Below are 19,953 nucleotides of genomic sequence, written 5' to 3' on the forward strand. Positions count from 1 at the left end.
CCGATGTCCGGTTCCACTTGACACAGCGGGCGTGTAGTGGCGCCGTGCTGGCGTCGCGGCGGCGCTCGCCGGGCACGACGCGCGGCGAGTGTCACTCTGCCTCGAGGTCGCCCTCCACCTGAAGGTAGACGTCACGCATCTTGTCCAGCAGCTCCTGGTCCGGCTTCGCCCATAGGCCACGGTCGGCGGCCTCGGTGAGCCGTTCCACGATGCCGCGCAGCGCCCACGGGTTGGACTGCTTGAGGAACTCCTGGTTCTGCTCGTCCAAAACGTACGTCTCGCCGAGCTTCTCGTACATCCAGTCGTCCACGACACCAGCTGTGGCGTCGAAGCCGAACAGGTAGTCCACTGTGGCCGCGAGCTCGAACGCGCCCTTGTAGCCGTGCTTGCGCATCGCCGCCAGCCAGCGCGGGTTGACGACGCGCGAGCGGAACACCCGCGCGGTCTCCTCGGACAGCGTCCGCGTGCGCACCGCATCCGGGATGGTCGAGTCGCCGATGTAGGACGCGGGCGCCGAACCGGTCAGTGCGCGCACCGTGGCGACCATGCCGCCGTGGTACTGGAAGTAGTCGTCCGAGTCGGCGATGTCGTGCTCTCGGGTGTCGGTGTTCTTCGCAGCGACCTGGATCCGCCGGTAAGAGTTCTCCATGTCCTCCCGCGCTGGCGTGCCGTCCAGTCCGCGCCCGTAGGCGTAGCCGCCCCACACCGCGTACACCTCGGCGAGGTCGGCGTCGTCGCGCCAGTTGCCGGAGTCCATCAGCGGCAGCAGCCCAGCGCCGTACGAGCCGGGTTTCGAGCCGAACACCCTGGTCGTCGCCCTGCGCTTGTCGCCGTGCTCGGCGAGATCCGCCTGCGCGTGGGCGCGGACGAAGTTCTGCTCTTCCGGCTCGTCCAGGTCGGCCACCATCGTGACCGCGTCGTCGAGCATCGCCACCACGTGCGGGAACGCGTCCCGGAAGAACCCGGAGATGCGCACCGTGACGTCGATGCGTGGCCTGCCGAGGTCCTCGAGCGGGATCGGCTCCATGCCGCTGACGCGCCGGGAGGCCTCGTCCCAGACCGGCTGGACGCCGAGCAGCGCCAGCACCTCAGCGGCGTCATCACCCGAGGTGCGCATCGCCGACGTCCCCCACACCGACAGCCCAACCGAGCGTGGCCAGTCGCCGGTGTCTTGCCGGTAACGGTTGAGCAAGCCATCGGCCAGCGCCTGCCCGGTCTCCCAGGCGAGCTTCGACGGGATGGCCTTCGGGTCGACGGTGTAGAAGTTCCGCCCGGTGGGCAGCACGTTGATCAGGCCGCGCAACGGCGACCCGCTCGGCCCGGCCGGGATGTACCCGCCATCCAGGGCGTGCAGCACCGCGTCGGTCTCGTTCGTGGTATCCGCCAGCCGGGGCACGACCTCGGTAGCGGCGAAGTGCAGCACCCGCTCGACATCGGCGGGATGCCCGGCGGCGACCTCGGCCGCGGCGGCCGGGTCCCAGCCACGCTCTTCCATGGCCGCGACCAGCGCGTGCGCCTGCTGCTCGATCTCATCCACCTTGGCAGCCGGGGCGTCGCCACCCTCGGTCAGCCCGAGAGCGGTGCGCAGGCCCGGCAGCGCGTCGGCCTTGCCGCCCCACATCTGCTGCGCCCGCAGCATCGCCAGCACCAGGTTGACCCGTGCCTCTCCTGTCGGCGCGTCGCCGAGGATGTGCAGGCCATCGCGGATCTGGGCGTCCTTGACCTCACACAGCCAGCCGTCGACGTGCAGCAGGAAGTCATCGAATTCCGCGTCGTGCGGACGCTCGTCGACGCCGAGGTCGTGATCCAGCTTGGCCGCTTGGATCAACGTCCAGATCTGCTGCCGGATCGCGGGCAGCTTCGCCGGGTCCATCGCCGAGATGTTGGCGTACTCGTCCAGCAACTGTTCCAGCCGCGCCATGTCGCCGTAGCTCTCGGCGCGCGCCATCGGCGGGATCAGGTGGTCGATGATCGTGGCGTGCATCCGGCGCTTGGCCTGCGCGCCCTCGCCCGGGTCGTTGATCAGGAACGGGTAGATCACCGGCAGGTTGCCCAGCACGGCATCCGGCGCGCAGGACGCCGACAGCGCGGCGGTCTTGCCCGGCAGCCACTCCAGCGAGCCGTGCTTACCCAGATGGACGACGGCGTGTGCGCCGAACGAGTGCTCCAGCCAGCGGTACGCCGCCAGATAGTGATGCGAGGGTGGCAGGTCCGGGTTGTGGTAGATCGCAACCGGGTTCTCGCCGAACCCGCGCGGCGGCTGAATCATGATCAGCACGTTGCCCGCTTGCAGCGAGGCGAGCACGATGTCGCCGTCGTCGTTGCGCGAGTGGTCCACGAACAGCTCACCGGGCGGCGGACCCCAGTGCTGCTCCACGTCGTCCCGCAGGTCCTCGGGCAGCGTGGCGTACCACTCGCGGTACTGCGCGGCGGGCACGCGGATCGGGTTCCCCGCCAGCTTCTCCTCGGACAGCCACTCCGGGTCTTGGCCACCGGCTTCGATCAGCGCGTGGATGAACGCATCGCCGTCCGCGTCGTCCACGCCGGGGATCGGATCGGGGCCGAGGTCGTAGCCGCGCTCCCGCAACATGCTCAGCAGCTTGACCGCGCTGGCGGGGGTGTCCAGGCCAACGGCGTTGCCGACGCGGGAGTGCTTCGTCGGGTACGCCGAGAGCACCAGCGCGACCTTGCGCTCGGCGGGCGGCGTGTAGCGCAGCCGCGCGTGGCCGAGCGCGATTCCGGCGACCCGGCTGGCGCGTTCGGCGTCGGGTACGTAGCGGGGCAGGCCGTCGTCGTCGGTTTCCTTGAACGAGAACGGCACGGTGATGATCCGGCCGTCGAATTCCGGCACCGCGACCTGTGTGCCCGCGTCCAGCGGCGACAGACCCTCGTCGTTCTCCCACCAGCTGTCACGGTCGCTCGTTAGGCACAGCGCCTGGAGCGTGGGGATGTCGAGGTCTGCCAGCTCGGCGATGTCCCATGACTCGTCGTCGCCACCGGCCTGCGCGGCCGACGGCTTGGTGCCGCCCGCGGCTAGCACCGTGACCAGCAGCACGTCGGCCTTGCGCAACTCGTCGACCATCTCAGGGGCGCGGTTGCGCAGCGTGGCGCAGTAGATCGGCATTGGACGTCCGCCCGCGTCCTCGATGGCACGGCACAGCGTCTCGACGAACGCGGTGTTGCCCGCGAAGTGGTGCGCGCGGTAGTAAAGGATCGCGATCGTCGGGCCTTCGGTGTTGGCTGCCTCGCGGTCCAGGTGGCCCCAGTTGGGCTGCTCGGCGGGCGGCTCGAAGCCGTGTCCGGTGAGCAGCAGCGTGTCGGACAGGAACCGGTGCAGCTGCGTCAGGTTGTCCGGCCCGCCCTGGGCGAGGTAGAGGTGCGCCTGAGTCGCGATCCCGGCGGGCACGTGCGAGAGCTTCATCAGCTCGGCGTCGGGTGCCTGCTCGCCGCCGAGGACGATTACCGGCACCTCGGCCGCGCGCACGATGTCGAGGCCTTCCTTCCAGGCTCGCTCGCTACCGAGGATGCGGACGACGATCACTTCGGCGCCGTCCATCAGCGCGGGCAGCTCGTCCAGCTCGATGCGGGCGGGGTTGGCGAGGCGGTAGTCCGCGCCGCTCGCGCGGGCCGACAGCAGATCGGTGTCGGATGTCGACAGCAGCAGGATCAATTCGAAAGCTCCTCTCCGGGGTCCTCGCCCCGGCTTGTCGGGATCACGTCGGGCGGAGTGTCTGGCTCGCCGTAGTACGGCTCACAGTTGCGGGACAGCCCCGGACTTCCACCGGGTTCCTCCGCCACCGACGCGTGGTCGTCCTGGGTAATCTACCCGGTCAGCCGCGAGCCCTCCGCACTGCCGATGCGGGGGAACGGCTCAGTGGAGAACACCACCTCGACTGGCACCTCGAAATACCGCGCGATCCGCAGGGCCAGATGCAGGCTGGGGCTGTACTCGCCGCGTTCCAGGTAGCCGACCGTTTGGTAGTGCACGCCGAGGGCCTCGGCGAGCTGCCGCCGGGAGATGCCGCGCTCGGCGCGCAGCATCGCGATCCGGTTGTAGATCGCCTCGGCCATCCGACTCTCCTTGCCTGTCACTGGACGCCTGTCACTGGACGCGCTGCAGCGCCCGGTCTCGCCGCGCGGTCATGTTCGCACCGGATTCCCTGCGGGCCATTCTGCGGAGCAGGATCGGCGCGACAACCAGCCCGGCCGCGGACCACGCCCCGAGTACGCCGATCATCTCCGCGTGCCGCCAGGAGTCTCCGATCTCGGCGACGACGGCGGCGTCCGGCAGCAGCGCCGACCGCATGCCCAGCCCGAGCCAGTACACCGGGAAGACCTGGCCGATGGCGCTCAGCCACCCCGGTAGCGCGGTAATCGGGTAGAAGATCCCGGAGATGGCGATCAGTCCGACCATGGGCAGGAACACCAGGCCAAGATTGCGCGGATTGTCCGACAGCGCCCCGACGACCGCGCCCAGCGGCATCGTGGCCACCAGCCCGAGGAGCAGCACCGCCAGCAGCGTCAGCCAGGCGCCGATGCCGTCTACGGTGAGACCGTCGAACAGCAGCAGGCCGGGCACCAGGATGATCAAGACGCCGATGAGCCCGCCGACGGCGCCGCCGACGATCTTGCCGACCAGGTACCCGAGCATTCCGTTCGGCACGGCTTTGGCGCGGAGCAGGGTGCCGTCCTCCCGCTCGACCATGAGCACCGCGGCGACCCCGATGAACCCGGCGAACGCGACCTGCATCCCCAGCACGCCGGGCATCGCCGCCGAGCCGAGTGAGAACGTCGTCCCCGGCAGCGTCGAGTCCCGCATGAAGAACATCACGATCAACGTCACGATCGGGAAGAACAGCATGTTGAACAGGTCTTGGCCGTTGGTCAGCGTCTGCCTGGTCTCGATCAGACCACGGCGCATCCCGGCGCGGGCGGCGGCGGATGTCGGGGTCATCGGGTCACCTCCTGGTTGGCTGTCTCGCGGAGGAAGGCCCGCACCGCCTCCTCGTCACCGAGTCCGGACTCGACGCGCTGGACGAGCTTCATGTAGGTCTCCTCGAGACTGGCGCGGCGCACTTCGAGGTCGCTGATCCCGCTGTCGTGCCGGACGAGGAGGTCCCTGACGAAAGCCGTGGCGTCCTGCGTGGCGTGCACGAACCGCTCTCCGTCGCGGGTCCAGCGCACCTCGGCGTCGGTGGACATGCGGCGTGACAGTTCGTCGGCGGAGCCGTCGGCGATGATCCGGCCGCCCGCCAGCACGATGATCCGGTCGGCCAGCTTCTCCGCCTCGTCCAGGTCGTGGGTGGTCAGCAGGATCGTGGTGTCCTCATCGGCGAGCCGGTGCACCAGGTCGTGGAACTCCCGCCTGGCGTGCGGGTCGAAGCCCGCGGTCGGCTCGTCGAGGAACAGCACCTCGGGACACCCGACGATGCCGATGGCGACGTCTAGCCTTCGTCGTTGCCCACCGGAAAGCCGCATGATCTTGGCGTCCGCGTGTTCGCTCAGCCCGACCGCCGCGACCAGTTCGTCGACGTCCCATGGCCGCCTAGTCCGCTCGGTCGAGTACGGCGCGTAGTACGCCCCCAGGTGCCGGAGCAACTCGCGGACTCGCCACTTGCCGTGGTCCCGCCAGGACTGGAGCACGACGCCGAGCCGTGCCCGCCACGCCTCGTCGCCGTGGGTTGGGTCGACGCCGAGGACGCTCACCTCGCCCGCCGATCGTCCGCGAAACCCCTCAAGGATCTCGACCGTCGTCGTCTTGCCCGCGCCGTTGGGTCCGAGCAGGACGACGACCTCGCCTCGCCGCGCGGAAAAGGTGACCCCGGACAGCACCTCGTTCGTGCCGTAGCGCATGCGGAGATCGCGGACGTCGATAGCGGTGTCTTCGCTGGTAGCGGCCATGGGATGGCCGTCGTCGGTCGCGGCCGCTCTGGCCATGCTCATCACAACCCCCTCATAGTTCAACTGTGGTCTTTGATAGTAGATGTACTACATATCGCGTGACAAGTGATATTGCTAGGTACGCCGTTTACAGTGGCTGGCGTGCCCAACAACCCCGCGCCGCCGAGGAATCGCGCCGACGCCTGTCCTGGCGCGCTGACCACGCACGTGGCCGATGACGGCGCGCTGGCGCGGGTGCGGCTGCCTGGTGGGCGGGTGTCCGCCGCTCAACTGGCGGTGCTGGCTTCCTGCGCCGAGTCACTGGGCGACGGCGCACTGCACCTCACCTCCCGAGCGAACGTGCAGCTCCGCGCTGTGTCCGACACCGTGGCGTTGGCGGAGCGCCTGGCTGCCGCGGGTCTGCTGCCGTCCGCGACCCACGAACGGGTCCGCAACGTGGTCGCCTCCCCGGCGTCGGGGCTGGTCGGCGGGCTGGCCGACGTCCGGCCGTTGGTAGCCGAGCTGGATGCTGCGATCCGCGCACGGCCTGAGCTGGCCGAACTGCCAGGACGGTTCTGGTTCGGGCTGGACGACGGCAGGGGAGATGTCGGCGGCTCGTTCGACGACCGGGTCGACGTGTGCTGGCGCGCGGTGTCCCTCGAGACCGGCGCGTTGCTGCTCGCGGGCGCCGACACCGGGGTTCGGGTGCCGATCGCCGAGGCTGTCGACGTCCTGGTCGACGTCGCCGCGGCGTTCGTGCGCTGCCGAGGCGAGGCCTGGCAGGTGCGGGAGCTGGACGACACCGTGCGCGCGGAGCTGCTTGCTGACCGTGGTGAAAGCCGCTTTCCCCGTGACCGCGCCATTCACCGCACCCAACGCGGTGAAGGCGTCTGTCACCTTGGTGCCGTGCGCCAGGACGACGGCCGCACCGCCCTCCACGTCGGCCTCCGCTTCGGGACGTCGACGGCGGCGCAGGCGCGGCTGCTCGCCGACATCGCTGGTGAGGCGATCGTCACACCGTGGCGGTCGGTGCTGTTGCCGGACCTCGACGACGAAGACGCGCGCACCGCGAAACGACGTCTCGACGACGCCGGCCTGCTGGTCGACGCGCGAAATCCGGCCGCGTCGATCACGGCCTGCATCGGCAGCCAGGGGTGCGCGAAGGCACTCGCCGACGTCCGCGCGGATGCGACGAATGCCATGTCCGAGTTGGCCACCGTTCACGACGAAGCGGGCGTTGCGGCACACTTCGCAGGCTGTACTCGCCGATGTGGCAGACCGCCCACCCCGGCCGTCGACGTCCTCGCCGACGGCGACGGCTACCTGGTCGACGGCGAGCGGGTGGCCGTGGGGGAGTTGGCGGACGTGCTGGGCAGAAAGGACCGCGGGTGACCGACTACCTCACCGACGGGGCGGAGATCTATCGCCGCTCGTTCGCCACGATCAGGGCGGAAGCCGAGCTCGACCGGCTGCCAAGCGACGTCGAGCGCGTCGTCGTCCGCATGATCCACTCCTGCGGGATGACCGACCTCGCCCGCGACGTCGCCTTCACCCCGGACGTCGTCAAGGCAGGTCACGACGCGCTCCGCGCGGGCGCCCCGATCCTCACCGACGCGAAGATGATCGCATCCGGAGTCACTCGTCGCAGGCTGCCCGCGGACAACGACGTCGTGTGCACTCTCGCCGACCCGCGGGTGCCCGACCTCGCCACGAAGCTGGATACCACCCGCAGTGCGGCGGCGCTGGAACTGTGGCGGGAGCGGCTGCCCGGCTCCGTGGTCGCGATCGGCAACGCGCCTACGGCGCTGTTCCGGCTGCTGGAGCTGCTCGACGAAGGCGTCGGCGCGCCAGCGGCGATCATCGGCGTCCCCGTCGGCTTCATCGGCGCCGTCGAGTCCAAGGAGGAGCTGGTCGCGAAGGCACCGACCCCGTATCTCGTGGTGCACGGCAGGCGTGGTGGCAGCGCCATGGCTGTGGCCGCGCTCAACGCGATCGCACAGGAGGCCGAGCTATGACCACGCACGCCACCGGCACGCTGTGGGGCGTCGGCCTCGGGCCAGGCGACCCCGAACTGATGACCGTCAAGGCGGCCCGGCTGATCGGCGAAGCCGACGTGATCGCCTACCATTGCGCGCGCCACGGCCGCAGCATCGCCCGCTCGGTCGCCGAGCCCTATCTGCGCGGTGACCAGCACGAAGAGCGGTTGATGTATCCGGTGACGACCGAGGGCACCAGCCACCCCGGCGGCTACGAGGGCGCGATCCAGGAGTTCTACGAACTGGCCGCCAAGCGGCTCGCCGAACACCTCGACGCCGGACGCGACGTCGTGCTGCTCTGCGAAGGTGACCCGTTCTTCTACGGCTCCTACATGTACATGCACGAGCGGCTGTGCGACCGCTACCGCGCCGTCGCCGTTCCCGGCGTGACGTCGGTGAGTGCCGCGTCGGCCGCGCTCGGCAGGCCGCTTGCGCAGCGCGACGAGGTGTTCACCGTGCTGCCCGGCACGCTGCCGACGCCGGAACTGGCGATGCGGCTCGCGGACGCGGACGCCGCCGCCGTGATGAAGCTCGGTCGCACGTTCGGGTCCGTGCGCTCGGCGTTCGAAGAGGCCGGCAAGCTCGACGACGCCTACTACATCGAGCGCGCCACCTGGCACGACGAGGCAGGGCCCGGCGCCACCGGCAGGGGTGTGCAGCGGGTGGAGCCGCTGGCCGACGTCGACCCCGAGACCGTGCCGTACTTCTCGCTGGCGCTGCTGGCCAGCCCGGCCTACGCCGCCCGCACGACAGGAAGCGCGGCCGTGAGCGCTGCGGAGGGTGCGAACCCGGATCAGCACTCACGGCCCACGGGTGGCGAGGTCGTCGTCGTTGGCCTTGGTCCCGCCGGTCCGGAGTGGCTGACGCCCGAGGCCGCGCGGGCGCTGGCCGAGGCGGAGCACCTGGTCGGGTACGGCCCGTACGTCGCGCGGGTGCCGCAGCGACAGGGCCAGCAGCGGCACAGCTCCGGCAACCGTGTCGAGGCCGACCGCGCGCGGGAAGCGCTGGCACTCGCCCGCGACGGTGCGTCCGTCGCGGTGGTGTCCTCTGGCGATCCCGGCGTGTTCGCCATGGCCGCCGCGGTCCTGGAGCAGGCGGAACAGCCGGAGTGGCAAGACGTCCGCGTGCGGGTGCTGCCCGGCGTGACCGCCGCCCAGGCAGCGGCGTCCCGTGTCGGCGCGCCCCTCGGCCACGACTACTGCGTGATCTCGCTGTCCGATCGGCTCAAGCCGTGGGAGATCATCGAGCGCAGGCTGGATGCCGTTGGCGCGGCGGACCTCGCGGTCGCGCTCTACAACCCGGCGTCTCGCAGCAGGAAGACGCAGCTGGCGGATGCTCGCGACGTCCTGCTGCGGCACCGCGACCCGGCTACGCCGGTTGTCGTCGCCCGCGATATCGGTGGTGACGAGGAGTCGGTGACGGTGACCACACTGGGCGAGCTGGATACCGCCACGGTGGACATGCGGTGCCTGCTGATAGTCGGCTCGTCGAAGACCCGCGTCGTCGAGCGGGACGGCACCCGCACCGTGTGGACACCGCGAAGCTACGACTGAGCCGCGTGATGTGGTGAAAGACCCGACGCCTCGCCCCGGCGCGGTCAGGGAAGCACCCGTCGCGCCGATGGGCGAGGCGTCGCCGCGCCATGATCCATATGGCCTAACGCCCGTCGGGCGGTGAGGATGCGGGTTTTGTTGGCGGGTTCACCGAATCGAGTGGTATCGGCTGGTCATGGCACGAATACGTCGGCTCGCCCTCGGTGTCACGCGCCTTAGCTCACGCCGTAGCGTTCCCGGTGCAGCGCCTCGGTCAGCGGCCGACGACGTCGCCAGCCGTGCCGCTCCAGGTCCGGGACCTGCTGCAACTCGCGCACCGGGCCCACGCACAGCCAGGCGACCGGGCGGACGCCGTCTGGCAGCCCGACCAGATCTGCCAGGAACTCCTCGCGGTAGAAGCTGACCCAGCCCACGCCAAGGTCTTCCGCCGTCGCGGCCAGCCACAGGTTCTGGATCGCCAGGCACACCGAGTACAGCCCCGCGTCGGCGATAGCGTGCCTGCCAAGCACGGCGGGCGAGCCACGCTCTGGGTCGTAGGTGACGACGATGCCGAGGCTGGACTCCAGGATGCCCTCGATCTTGATCTTGCGGAACGTCGTGGTGCGATCGCCGTCCAGTTGCGACTCGAACACGTCTCGTTCGCTGAGCACGTGCTCGCGGAACGCCGACCGCGTGTCGTGATCGGACACCAGCACGAAGTCCCACGGCTGCGACATCCCCACGCTGGGCGCCGTGTGCGCCGCGCCGAGCACCCGCATGAGGACGTCGTCGTCGATCGGCTCCCCGGTGAACTCCGCGCGCACGTCGCGCCTACGCTCCAGGATCCGGTAAAACCCGTCCAGTTCAGGGTCGAGACTCATACCTCTCCAAAGCCCAGTGCAGGGCGTCGTCGACGTCGGACACCGTGAGTGCGTCGGGCCGGGGTGGTCTGCGCACGATGACCGACGGAATGCCGTGTCGCGTCGCCGCGTCCAGCTTCGCGGCCGTCATGCTGCCGCCGCTGTCCTTGGTGACAAGGACGTCGATGCGGTGCGTGCGCAGCAGGTTCAGTTCGCGGTCCACTGTGTACGGGCCTCGGTCCAGCAGCAGCTCGTGATGTCTCGGCAGGCGCGTCTCCGGCGGGTCGACGCAGCGGATCAAGAACCACACGGTGTCGACGTCGGCGAATGCCGCGAGTCCCTGCCTGCCGCTGGTCAGGAACGCTCGCGTGCCCAGGCTGGGCAGCAGAGCGGCCGCCTCGTCGAGATCGTCGACCCAGCGCCAATCCGCGCCGTCCGGCCGCGTCCAGCCGGGACGCTCCAGCCGGAGCAGCGGCACTCCGGCGCGCGCGGTCGCGGCCACCGCCGAGTCGCTGATCCGCGCCGCGAAGGGGTGCGTGGCGTCCACCACCGCGCGGACGTCGTGCTCGGTCAGCCATGCCGCGAGGCCGTCCGGACCGCCGAAGCCACCGAGCCTGACCTCGCCTTCTGGCAGCCGAGGGCGTTCCACTCTGCCTGCCAGCGACGACACCACGGCGACGCCGCGCGAATGCAGCGCGGCCGCCAGCGCGCGGGCCTCGGACGTGCCGCCGAGGATCAGAACCGGATAACGCACACTGAACACACTATGGGAGAGCAGCTTCGCTACGGCTGGACCACGGGTGCGTGTGCGACGGCCGCCACCACGGCGGCCTACACCGCGCTGCTCACCGGCGCGTTCCCCGATCCGGTTGAGGTGCTGCTTCCCAAGAACAAGCGGCCGACGTTCGCGCTGGCCACGGAACGGCTAGACGGCGACGTCGCCAGTGCGGGAGTGATCAAGGACGCCGGTGACGACCCTGATGTCACGCATGGCGCGCTCATCGTCGCCACGGTGCGTCGGGGTGAGCCCGGCAGCGGTGTGACATTCGCCGCCGGGAAGGGTGTGGGCACCGTCACCCGGCCCGGGCTGCCGCTCGACGTCGGGGAGCCCGCGATCAACCCGGTGCCGCGCAGGCTGATGCGGGAGGCGGTCGAGCGGGTCGCCGCGGCACACGACGTCCCCGCCGACGTGGCGGTGGAGATCTCGATCCCCGAGGGCGAGGAGCTGGCCCGGCACACGTGGAACCCGCGGCTGGGCATCCTCGGCGGGTTGTCGGTGCTCGGCACGACCGGGGTGGTCGTGCCGTACTCCTGCTCGGCGTGGATCGACAGCATCCGCCGAGGCGTCGACGTCGCCCGCGCGATGGGGGACCGGCACGTCGCGGGCGCGGTGGGCAGCACGTCGGAGCAGGTCGTGGCCGAGCTGTACGGGCTGGGCGAGAGTGCACTGCTCGACATGGGCGACTTCGCTGGGGCGGTGCTGAAGTATGTGCGGCGGCATCCGGTGCCGAGGCTGTCCATCGCGGGCGGGTTCGGCAAGATGTCCAAGCTCGCGGCGGGCTACCTCGATCTGCACTCGAAGCGCTCGCAGGTGGATCTCGGGCTGCTCGCTGAGCTGGCCCGCGACGCGGGACACGAGCGGCTCGCCGGGGAGATCGCCGAGGCGAACTCCGCCCTGCACGCGTTGGAGCTGGCCGAAGCCGCCGGGCTCGCGCTTGGCGAGCTGGTCGCGGAACGGGCGCGGCAGGCGGCGGCGGACGTCCTTGGCGACGCGCCGGTCGAGGTCGACATCGTGGTCATCGACCGGGCGGGCCGCATCGTCGGCCGCGCGCCGGGCACTAGCTCATAGTGGCGCGTTCCGCGAGTTGATCAACATTGCTCCCTGGGAGACCAACTGAACTGGTCAAACCGGACAAAACTTGGTCACTCACGGAGCAAAGAAGATCAACTCTGCACGAGAGGCACCACCAGCGACGGCAGCGGGCCCCGCCTCACAGCGAGCGGGGCTGCGTGCTGCGCTCCCGATCGGCCGAGTAGAGGAAGCTGTCCGGGAACGACTCCGCCGCGAGCACCCTGCCGACGAAGATCGTCGCCGCGCGGGTGATGTCGGCCTCGCGCACCAGCCCCACGATCTCGCCGAGCGTGCCGCGAACGACCCGCTCGGTCGGCTGGCTGGCGTTGGCGACCACGGCAACCGGGCAGTCCGCGCCGTAGTGCGGCAGCAGTTCGTCGACGACCTGCTCGATCCGCCCGATCGCCAGGTGTAGCGCCAGCGTGGCACCGGTCGCGGCGAAGCCTGCCAGCGTCTCGCCCTCCGGCATGCTGGTCGAGCGCGCCTGCGCCCGCGTGATGACCAGGCTCTGTCCTACCGTCGGCACCGTCAGCTCGCGGCCCAGCGTCGCGGCCGCGGCGGAGAACGCGGGCACCCCCGGCGTCACCTCGTACGGCACACCCGCCGCGTCGAGACGACGCATCTGTTCCGCCACCGCGCTGTAGACGGCGGGGTCACCGGAGCACAACCGCGCGACGTCGTGACCTCGCTCGGACGCCGCCACCAGCTCCGCGATGATCTCGTCCAGCGTCAGGCTCGCCGTGTCGACGGTTCGCGCGCCCTCGGGACAGTGGGCGAGCAGGTCAGTGGGGGTGAGGCTGCCGGGGTAGAGGCACACTGGGCAGGCCGCGAGGAGGTCCCTGCCGCGCACCGTGATCAGGTCGGCAGCGCCGGGACCCGCGCCGATAAAATGCACCGTTCCCTGGTTCGTCACGCACCCCATCGTGCCCCAACGACGTCCCGCGCCCCGGTGGGGTCCGGGACGACGTGAGCCGCGCCGCTACACCGGACGTCGCGGCTGCGCCCAGCCGAACGTCAGCTCCACCGCCCGCTGCCAGTTCGCGTACTCCGCCGCCCTGCTGGTGGCGTCCATGTGCGGCAGCCACCGCGCGGCGAGGTGCCAGTTGCGCCGCAGCCCCTCCAGGTCGGGCCAGAACCCGACGCCCAACCCCGCCGCGTAGGCCGCGCCGAGCGACACCGTCTCCGCCACGATCGGCCGCATCACCGGGACGTCGAGGACGTCCGCGATGAACTGCATCAGCAGGTGGTCGGCCGTCATACCGCCGTCGACCCGCAGGGTGGACGCCGTGAGTCCGGAGTCGGCGTTCATCGCGTCCACCACCTCGCGGGTCTGCCAGCCGGTCGCCTCCAGCACCGCCCGCGCCAAGTGTCCCTTGGTGATGTACGACGTGAGCCCGACGATGATGCCGCGCGCCTCGCTATGCCAGTGCGGCGCGAACAGCCCGGAGAACGCGGGCACGATGTAACAGCCGCCGTTGTCGTCGACGGTCCGCGCCAGGGTCTCGATCTCCGGCGCGCTGTTGATGAGCCCGAGGCTGTCGCGGATCCACTGCACCAACGAGCCGGTGACCGCGATCGGTCCCTCCAGCGCGTACACCGCCGGTTCGCCGCCGAGCTGGTATCCGATCGTCGTCAGTAGGCCATGGGTGGAGCGCACCAGCTCGCGGCCGGTGTTCATCAGCAGGAAGCTGCCGGTGCCGTAGGTGCACTTGGTCTCGCCGCGTGCGAAGCATGTCTGGCCGAACAGTGCCGCGTGCTGGTCGCCGAGCGCCGCCGCGATCCGCAGGCCGGGCACCACCCGCTTCGTCTGGCCAAAGTCCGCTGTGGACGGTTGAATCTCCGGCAGCATCCGTTTTGGAATGTCGAAAAAGGACAGCAGCTCGTCGTCCCACGCCAGGGTGGCGAGGTTCATCAGCAGCGTGCGGCTGGCGTTGGTGACGTCGGTGACATGGAGCCCGCCGTCGGCGCCGCCGGTGAGGTTCCAGATCAGCCAGGTCTCCATGGTGCCGAACAGCACGTCGCCGCGTTCGGCGCGGTCCCGCAGCCCCGCGACGTTGTCCAGCAGCCACCGCAGCCGGGGCGCGGCGAAGTACGTCGCCAGCGGCAGTCCGCAGCGCTCGCGCACCGCGTTCGCGCCAGGTTTGTCCTCGAACTCCCGCACGAGTTCCTCGGTGCGGACGTCCTGCCACACGATCGCGCGGCCGACCGGCGTCCCGGTGCGGCGGTCCCACACCACGGTGGTCTCGCGCTGGTTCGCGATGCCCAGCGCCATGACCTGATCGGCGGAGATTCCGGCGTCGGCCAGCGCGCGGGGCACGATCCGGTCGACGTTGCGCCAGATCTCGACGGCGTCCTGCTCCACCCATCCCGGCTGCGGGAAGTACTGCTGCTGCTCTCGCTGCGCCACCGACACCAAACGGGCGCGCTGGTCGAACAGGATGCACCGGGTCGAGGTGGTGCCCTGGTCAATCGCCATCACATAGCGTTGTGTCATCGCGCGTCCCCCTCCATTACGCGACATCCTGGCGCGGCGCGCCAGCGCTGTCAGCGGCCCGCGCCGAGATCACGCGACACCGCGCGGGCGGCGTTGCGGACATGGGTGACCAGTTCGGACCTCGGCCGCAGGCGTCCGTCGCAGAGCCGCTCCACCGCGCCGGTGATGCCGATAGCGCCGACGACGAGGCCGCCGTAGGAGCGGATGGGCGCGGCGATGCCCGCTTCACCGGGCATGAACTCCTCCGCTTCCGCTGCCCAGCCCTGTTCCCTGACCTGGGCGAGTGCGCGGGTGAGCGCCGTCGTGTTGACGACGGTGCGCCGGGTGAGCGAGGCCAACTCGGAGCGTTGGGCCGTCGCGGCGAGGTCGGCGTCGTAGGCGAGCAACACCTTGCCGAGGGCGGTCGCGTGCAGCGGCAGCAACGCGCCGACGTCGAGGGTCTGCAGCGTGTCGTCCGGCCGGAAGACGTGGTGCACCACCAAGACGTTGCCCTCGAGGGGCGTACCGATGCGGACAGCCTCGCCGCTGCGCGCGGCCAGGGCGTCGGCCCAGTTGATCGCGCGGGACCGCAGCTCGTTGACGTCGAGATAGCTGGTGCCGAGATGTAGCAGCGCGGCGCCGAGCTGGTACTTGCCGGTCGCGGCCTCCTGCTCGACGAAGCCGACGCCATGCAGCGTGCGGAGGATGCCGTGCGCCGTGCCCTTGGCGAGGTCGAGCGACGCGGCGATCTCGCCGACGCCGAGCCGTCCCGAGCCGCGCGCGAGCAACCGCAGGATGGCGGCCGCGCGTTCGATGGCTTGGACAGGACCCGGCATGCGTCGCAACGTATCCGGAAATTCGTGATTCGACAATGTCGAACGCCGGATGACAACGGTGTGAACGGCCGGGCCGGGCCGGTGAGCTGTGTCATAGCAACCTCCACGATCGGTGGAGGTTAACCACGCCAGCTATCAGTAGCCACCGATCGCGTTCAGCATTGTCGAACGACGCCCATAGTGCGCGGCGGATCGGCTCCTTACCGTCTGAGCGCATCGCAGACACTGCAACGGATGGAGGAGACATGGGTCTCGGCACGGTCTTCCTGAGCGAGGTGCTCGGTACCGGCATGCTGATCCTGCTCGGCTCGGGCGTGGTCGCCAACGTGTTGCTGACGAAGTCCAAGGGAGTCGACGGCGGCTGGTTGCTGATCAACTTCGGCTGGGGCCTCGCGGTGATGGCCGGGGTGTTCGTCGCCTACAAGTCGGGCGGTCACATCAACCCGGCGGTCACGTTCGGGATCCTGGTGAGCGGTGCGGAGGAGTACGCGAGCGGCGTCGCCGTCAGCGTCGCGTCGACCGCGGTGTACATCAGCGGGCAGATGCTCGGCGCGTTTCTCGGGGCGTGTGCCGCCTACCTGGCTTACAAGAACCACTTCGACGCCGATGAGGACGAGGACAAGAAGCTCGCGGTGTTCGCGACCGGCCCCGCGATCCGCGCCTACCGCTGGAACTTCGTCACCGAGGTGATCGGGACGTTCGTGCTCGTCATCGTGGTGCTGTCGTTCGCGGGCACGCCACATGGGCTCGGTCCGGCCGCCGTCGCGCTGCTCGTAGTCGGCATCGGTGCCTCGCTCGGCGGCCCCACCGGCTACGCCATCAACCCGGCGCGCGACCTCGCCCCTCGCATCGCCCACGCGGTGCTTCCCACCGGCTACAAGGGCCCCGAGCCGGTCGCCGATCCCGCCACCGTCGCCGCGTCGGCTGGACCGGGCACGGTGCGCACACCCAAGCGCAAGGACTCCGACTGGAGCTACGCCTGGATCCCGGTACTCGGGCCGCTGGTCGGCGGTGGCCTTGCCGGACTGGCTTCCACACTGCTGTTCTGAACCCACCCCGCATTCACTGAGAGGACGACGATGAGCGACTACATCGGCGCGATCGACCAGGGCACCACGAGCACCCGGTTCATGGTGTTCGACCACGGCGGCAACGAGATCGCCCGCCACCAGCTCGAACACGAGCAGATCCTGCCGAGGGCGGGGTGGGTAGAGCACAACCCCACCGAGATCTGGGAGCGCACCCGCGCGGTCATCCAGAGCACCCTCACCAAGGCCAGCCTCGACGCCAGCGACCTCGCCGCGGTCGGCGTCACCAACCAGCGCGAGACGACAGTCGTGTGGAACCGGCGCACCGGGCGGCCGTACTGCAACGCGATCGTGTGGCAAGACACCCGCACCGACCGCATCGCCGCCGACCTGGAACGCGACGGCCACGGCGACACCATCCGCCACAAGGCCGGTCTGCCACCCGCGACCTACTTCTCCGGCGGCAAGCTGCGCTGGATCTTCGACAACGTGCCCGGCGTGGCCGAGGACGCCGAGAAGGGCGAGGCGTTGTTCGGCACCACCGACTCCTGGCTGTTGTGGAACCTCACCGGCGGTGTCGACGGCGGGCAGCACGTCACCGACGTCACCAACGCCAGCCGCACCATGCTGATGGACCTGGAGACCTGCGACTGGGACGACGAACTGCTGGCGATCTTCGGTGTGCCGCGCGCGATGCTGCCGCGCATCCTTCCGTCGTCCAATCCGGACTTCTTCGGCACCACCCGCGCCGACGGGCCGTTCGGCGGCGAGATCCCGCTGGCGGGCGACCTCGGTGACCAGCAGGCGGCCACTGTGGGTCAGGTGTGTTTCCGGCCGGGTGAGGCCAAGAACACCTACGGCACCGGCAACTTCCTGCTGCTCAACACCGGTCACGAGATCGTGCGGTCGCGACACGGCCTGCTCACCACGGTCTGCTACCAGTTCGGTGACGCGAAGCCGACGTACGCGCTGGAGGGCTCCATCGCGGTCACCGGCTCGGCCGTGCAGTGGCTGCGCGACCAGCTCGGCATCATCTCCGGCGCCGCGCAGAGCGAGTCGCTGGCCAGCCAGGTCACCGACAACGGTGGTGTGTACTTCGTGCCCGCGTTCTCCGGGCTGTTCGCGCCACATTGGCGGTCCGACGCGCGCGGGGCCATCGTCGGGTTGTCCCGCTACAGCACCAACGCGCACGTCGCGCGGGCGACGCTGGAAGCCATTTGCTACCAGACCCGCGACGTCGTGGACGCGATGCAGGCCGACTCCGGCGTCACCCTCGACGTCCTGCGGGTGGACGGCGGTGTCACCGCCAACAGCCTGTGCATGCAATTGCAGGCGGACATCTTGGGCGTGCCGGTGTCGCGGCCGGTGGTCGCGGAGACGACCGCGCTCGGCGCGGCGTACGCGGCGGGCCTGGCGGTCGGGTTCTGGGACACGCCCGAGGAGCTCGTCCAGAACTGGAACGAGGACGTCCGCTGGCAGCCCACCTGGAGCGAGGAGCAGCGCGAGCGTGGCCACGCTCGCTGGAAGAAGGCCGTCGAGCGCACCCTCGACTGGATCGACGTCGACAGTGACATTTGATGCTCTGGTCCAGCCGCCACGAACTTCTTTGGCGCCGTCATCGCACGTCACGCTGGCGTCGGGCGGTGAGCCGACAGCCGCAGCCACCCTCGCACGCTCGGGCGGCCCCATCTGTCGGCGGCGGCTGGCCCAACCGCAAACCCCGATCATCAAGAGCTGAGTAGGAGCCCTTAACCATGTCCGTACGACTGGACCCGGCCTACCGCGCGTCGGCGCTATGCACGCTCGGTGAGGACGAGATCGACGTCCTGGTCATCGGCGGCGGTGTCGTCGGCGCCGGGGCGGCCCTCGACGCCGCGTCGCGCGGCCTGTCGGTCACGCTGGTCGAAGCGCGCGACTGGGCGGCAGGGACGTCGAGCCGTTCCAGCAAGCTCATCCATGGCGGGCTGCGCTACCTGGAGCAGCGCGACTTCGCACTGGTGCGGGAGGCGTTGAAGGAACGCGGGCTGTTGTTGCATCGGCTCGCGCCGCACCTGGTGCGGCCGGTGCCGTTCCTGTTCCCGTTGCGGCACCGGGTGTGGGAGCGCGCCTACGTCGGCGCGGGGGTCGCGCTCTACGACACCATGGGCGGTGCGCGCGCCCTGCCCGCGCACCGGCACCTGTCCCGGCGCGCGGCGCTCGACTTGGCGCCGTCGCTCGATCCTGAGGCGCTGACCGGGGCGATCCGCTACTACGACGCACAGGTGGACGACGCTCGCCACACCATGATGCTGGCCCGTACCGCCGCCCAGCACGGTGCGACGGTGCTCAACCGCACGAAGGTCGTCGGGCTGCTGCGCGACGGCGTGCGGGTCGTGGGCGCGCGGGTTCGCGACGTCGAGTCCGGCGCGGAGTACGCGGTGCGCGCCCGGCGCGTCATCAGCGCGACCGGCGTGTGGACCGACGAGATGCACGAGCTCACCGGTCTGCCGAGCCCGTTCCAGGTGCGGATGTCCAAGGGCGTGCACCTGCTGGTGCCGCGTGACCGCATCCAGTTGGAGACAGGTCTCATCACGACCACCGAGAAGAGTGTGCTGTTCGTCATCCCGTGGGGTGAGCACTGGATCATCGGCACCACCGACACCGAGTGGACGTTGGACCGCGACCACCCCGCCGCCAGTAAGTCCGATGTGGACTACCTGCTCGCGCGGGTCAACGCCGTGCTGCGGAAACCGCTGACCGCCGACGACATCGACGGCGTCTACGCGGGCCTGCGGCCGTTGCTGTCCGGCGAGTCGGACGACACCGCGCGGCTCTCGCGGGAGCACGCTGTCGCCGAGCCCGCGCCTGGGTTGTTCGTCATCGCGGGTGGCAAGTACACGACCTACCGGGTGATGGCCGCGGACGTCGTGGACGCCGCCGCGCGCGGCCTCGGCAGGGCGGTCGCGCCGTCGGTGACCGAGCACCTGCCGATCCTGGGCGCGGTCGGTTACCACGAGCTGCGGGACGACCGGGAGAGCGTGGCGCAGCGCCACGGGCTTTCGGTGTCCACAGTGGAGAGACTGCTCGGTCGCTACGGCTCGGCGATCACCGACCTGTTCGGACTGATCGAGCGCGAGCCGCGCCTCGCGGAGCCGATCCCCGGCGCCGAGGGCTACCTCAAAGTCGAGGCCGTCTACGCCGTCACCCACGAGGGCGCGCTGCATCTGGACGACGTCCTCACGCGGCGGACGCGGATCTCCATCGAGGCGCCCGATCGGGGGTTGGCCGCCGCGGCGGAGGTCGCTCACCTGGTCGCACCGCACCTGGGCTGGGGGTCCGGTGCGTTGCGTCGGGAGGTGGCCTGTTACCGCGAACGGGTGCACGCCGAACGGTCCGCGCAAGACGCCGTCAACGACGACGACGCCAACGCCGCCAGGCTCACCGCACCCGACGTCGTCGCGGCGACGTAGGTGCGGC

The 19,953-nt window shown here is 70.2% G+C and carries 16 protein-coding genes and 1 riboswitch; of the genes, 7 read left to right on the plus strand and 9 right to left on the minus strand.

Annotated elements, in window-relative coordinates; genetic code table 11:
* Positions 1-91 precede the first annotated feature (91 nt).
* The 4 genes from cobN to ACFQGD_RS11585 form a co-directional block, all read right to left on the minus strand.
* A complete protein-coding gene (cobN, locus tag ACFQGD_RS11570) occupies positions 92-3,670 on the minus strand; it encodes a cobaltochelatase subunit CobN (RefSeq protein ID WP_345396557.1) in 3,579 nt (1,192 codons plus the stop codon).
* Between the two features lie 37 nt (positions 3,671-3,707).
* Positions 3,708-3,828, minus strand: a riboswitch (cobalamin riboswitch).
* Positions 3,823-4,071, minus strand: a complete 249-nt coding sequence (locus ACFQGD_RS11575) for a helix-turn-helix transcriptional regulator (protein WP_345396554.1) — start codon at positions 4,069-4,071, stop codon at positions 3,823-3,825. Its footprint overlaps the riboswitch before it by 6 nt.
* 31 nt (positions 4,072-4,102) lie before the next feature.
* Positions 4,103-4,954: an ABC transporter permease gene (locus ACFQGD_RS11580; RefSeq protein ID WP_345396552.1), complete on the minus strand. Its 852-nt coding sequence runs from the start codon at positions 4,952-4,954 to the stop codon at positions 4,103-4,105.
* Positions 4,951-5,901 carry an ABC transporter ATP-binding protein gene (locus ACFQGD_RS11585; protein ID WP_345396598.1) on the minus strand — a complete coding sequence of 317 codons (951 nt, stop codon included), beginning with the start codon at positions 5,899-5,901 and terminating at the stop codon, positions 4,951-4,953. Before ACFQGD_RS11585 ends, ACFQGD_RS11580 begins: the two co-directional genes overlap by 4 nt.
* Positions 5,902-6,042: 141 nt before the next feature.
* Between ACFQGD_RS11585 and cobG the strand changes: the two genes are divergently transcribed.
* Genes cobG through cobJ form a run of 3 tightly spaced genes read left to right on the plus strand, consistent with a single transcriptional unit; the run spans position 6,043 to position 9,469 of the window.
* Entirely contained in the window at positions 6,043-7,272 is a 1,230-nt protein-coding gene (cobG, locus tag ACFQGD_RS11590; protein ID WP_345396550.1) for a precorrin-3B synthase, read from the plus strand.
* Positions 7,269-7,895: a precorrin-8X methylmutase gene (locus ACFQGD_RS11595; RefSeq protein WP_345396547.1), complete on the plus strand. Its 627-nt coding sequence runs from the start codon at positions 7,269-7,271 to the stop codon at positions 7,893-7,895. Before cobG ends, ACFQGD_RS11595 begins: the two co-directional genes overlap by 4 nt.
* Positions 7,892-9,469 carry a precorrin-3B C(17)-methyltransferase gene (gene cobJ / locus ACFQGD_RS11600; RefSeq protein ID WP_345396544.1) on the plus strand — a complete coding sequence of 526 codons (1,578 nt, stop codon included), beginning with the start codon at positions 7,892-7,894 and terminating at the stop codon, positions 9,467-9,469. The genes ACFQGD_RS11595 and cobJ overlap by 4 nt, the downstream gene beginning before the upstream one ends.
* Before the next feature lie 215 nt (positions 9,470-9,684).
* On the opposite strand, the gene bluB is transcribed toward cobJ, so the two are convergent.
* Positions 9,685-10,329 carry a 5,6-dimethylbenzimidazole synthase gene (bluB, locus tag ACFQGD_RS11605; RefSeq protein ID WP_345396541.1) on the minus strand — a complete coding sequence of 215 codons (645 nt, stop codon included), beginning with the start codon at positions 10,327-10,329 and terminating at the stop codon, positions 9,685-9,687.
* Complete coding sequence (locus ACFQGD_RS11610) at positions 10,313-11,062, minus strand: cobalt-precorrin-6A reductase (protein ID WP_390183529.1); 750 nt, start codon at positions 11,060-11,062, stop codon at positions 10,313-10,315. Before ACFQGD_RS11610 ends, bluB begins: the two co-directional genes overlap by 17 nt.
* A 12-nt stretch (positions 11,063-11,074) precedes the next feature.
* Here ACFQGD_RS11610 and ACFQGD_RS11615 point away from each other — a divergent pair, with 12 nt between their 5' ends.
* Complete coding sequence (locus ACFQGD_RS11615) at positions 11,075-12,157, plus strand: cobalt-precorrin-5B (C(1))-methyltransferase (RefSeq protein ID WP_345396536.1); 1,083 nt, start codon at positions 11,075-11,077, stop codon at positions 12,155-12,157.
* A gap of 142 nt (positions 12,158-12,299) precedes the next feature.
* On the opposite strand, the gene cobM is transcribed toward ACFQGD_RS11615, so the two are convergent.
* The 3 genes from cobM to ACFQGD_RS11630 form a co-directional block, all read right to left on the minus strand.
* Positions 12,300-13,073, minus strand: a complete 774-nt coding sequence (gene cobM / locus ACFQGD_RS11620) for a precorrin-4 C(11)-methyltransferase (protein ID WP_345396534.1) — start codon at positions 13,071-13,073, stop codon at positions 12,300-12,302.
* A gap of 66 nt (positions 13,074-13,139) precedes the next feature.
* Entirely contained in the window at positions 13,140-14,654 is a 1,515-nt protein-coding gene (gene glpK / locus ACFQGD_RS11625) for a glycerol kinase GlpK (protein WP_345396532.1), read from the minus strand.
* Between the two features lie 50 nt (positions 14,655-14,704).
* The gene (locus ACFQGD_RS11630) at positions 14,705-15,469 is read right to left on the minus strand and encodes an IclR family transcriptional regulator (protein ID WP_345396529.1); all 765 of its coding nucleotides are present in this window, start codon (positions 15,467-15,469) and stop codon (positions 14,705-14,707) included.
* Positions 15,470-15,714: 245 nt separating this feature from the next.
* On the opposite strand from ACFQGD_RS11630, the gene ACFQGD_RS11635 reads away from it, so the two are divergent.
* From ACFQGD_RS11635 to ACFQGD_RS11645, 3 genes are all read left to right on the plus strand, one after another.
* Complete coding sequence (locus ACFQGD_RS11635; RefSeq protein WP_345396526.1) at positions 15,715-16,518, plus strand: MIP/aquaporin family protein; 804 nt, start codon at positions 15,715-15,717, stop codon at positions 16,516-16,518.
* Between the two features lie 30 nt (positions 16,519-16,548).
* Entirely contained in the window at positions 16,549-18,075 is a 1,527-nt protein-coding gene (gene glpK / locus ACFQGD_RS11640) for a glycerol kinase GlpK (protein ID WP_345396523.1), read from the plus strand.
* A 176-nt stretch (positions 18,076-18,251) separates the two neighbouring features.
* A complete protein-coding gene (locus tag ACFQGD_RS11645; protein ID WP_345396520.1) occupies positions 18,252-19,946 on the plus strand; it encodes a glycerol-3-phosphate dehydrogenase/oxidase in 1,695 nt (564 codons plus the stop codon).
* Positions 19,947-19,953: the final 7 nt, after the last annotated feature.

This window comes from Haloechinothrix salitolerans (assembly GCF_042662605.1).
GTDB classification, from domain to species: domain Bacteria; phylum Actinomycetota; class Actinomycetes; order Mycobacteriales; family Pseudonocardiaceae; genus Haloechinothrix_A; species Haloechinothrix_A salitolerans.

Bases quoted from the DNA above. Each gene is read 5' to 3' on its own strand.
- ACFQGD_RS11585 (WP_345396598.1), bottom strand. From the start codon at position 5,901: ATGGCCGCTACCAGCGAAGACACCGCTATCGACGTCCGCGATCTCCGC.
- glpK (WP_345396523.1), top strand. From the start codon at position 16,549: ATGAGCGACTACATCGGCGCGATCGACCAGGGCACCACGAGCACCCGG.
- bluB (WP_345396541.1), bottom strand. From the start codon at position 10,329: ATGAGTCTCGACCCTGAACTGGACGGGTTTTACCGGATCCTGGAGCGT.
- cobJ (WP_345396544.1), top strand. From the start codon at position 7,892: ATGACCACGCACGCCACCGGCACGCTGTGGGGCGTCGGCCTCGGGCCA.
- ACFQGD_RS11645 (WP_345396520.1), top strand. From the start codon at position 18,252: ATGTCCGTACGACTGGACCCGGCCTACCGCGCGTCGGCGCTATGCACG.
- ACFQGD_RS11580 (WP_345396552.1), bottom strand. From the start codon at position 4,954: ATGACCCCGACATCCGCCGCCGCCCGCGCCGGGATGCGCCGTGGTCTG.
- glpK (WP_345396532.1), bottom strand. From the start codon at position 14,654: ATGACACAACGCTATGTGATGGCGATTGACCAGGGCACCACCTCGACC.
- ACFQGD_RS11630 (WP_345396529.1), bottom strand. From the start codon at position 15,469: ATGCCGGGTCCTGTCCAAGCCATCGAACGCGCGGCCGCCATCCTGCGG.
- ACFQGD_RS11635 (WP_345396526.1), top strand. From the start codon at position 15,715: ATGGGTCTCGGCACGGTCTTCCTGAGCGAGGTGCTCGGTACCGGCATG.
- ACFQGD_RS11615 (WP_345396536.1), top strand. From the start codon at position 11,075: ATGGGAGAGCAGCTTCGCTACGGCTGGACCACGGGTGCGTGTGCGACG.
- ACFQGD_RS11575 (WP_345396554.1), bottom strand. From the start codon at position 4,071: ATGGCCGAGGCGATCTACAACCGGATCGCGATGCTGCGCGCCGAGCGC.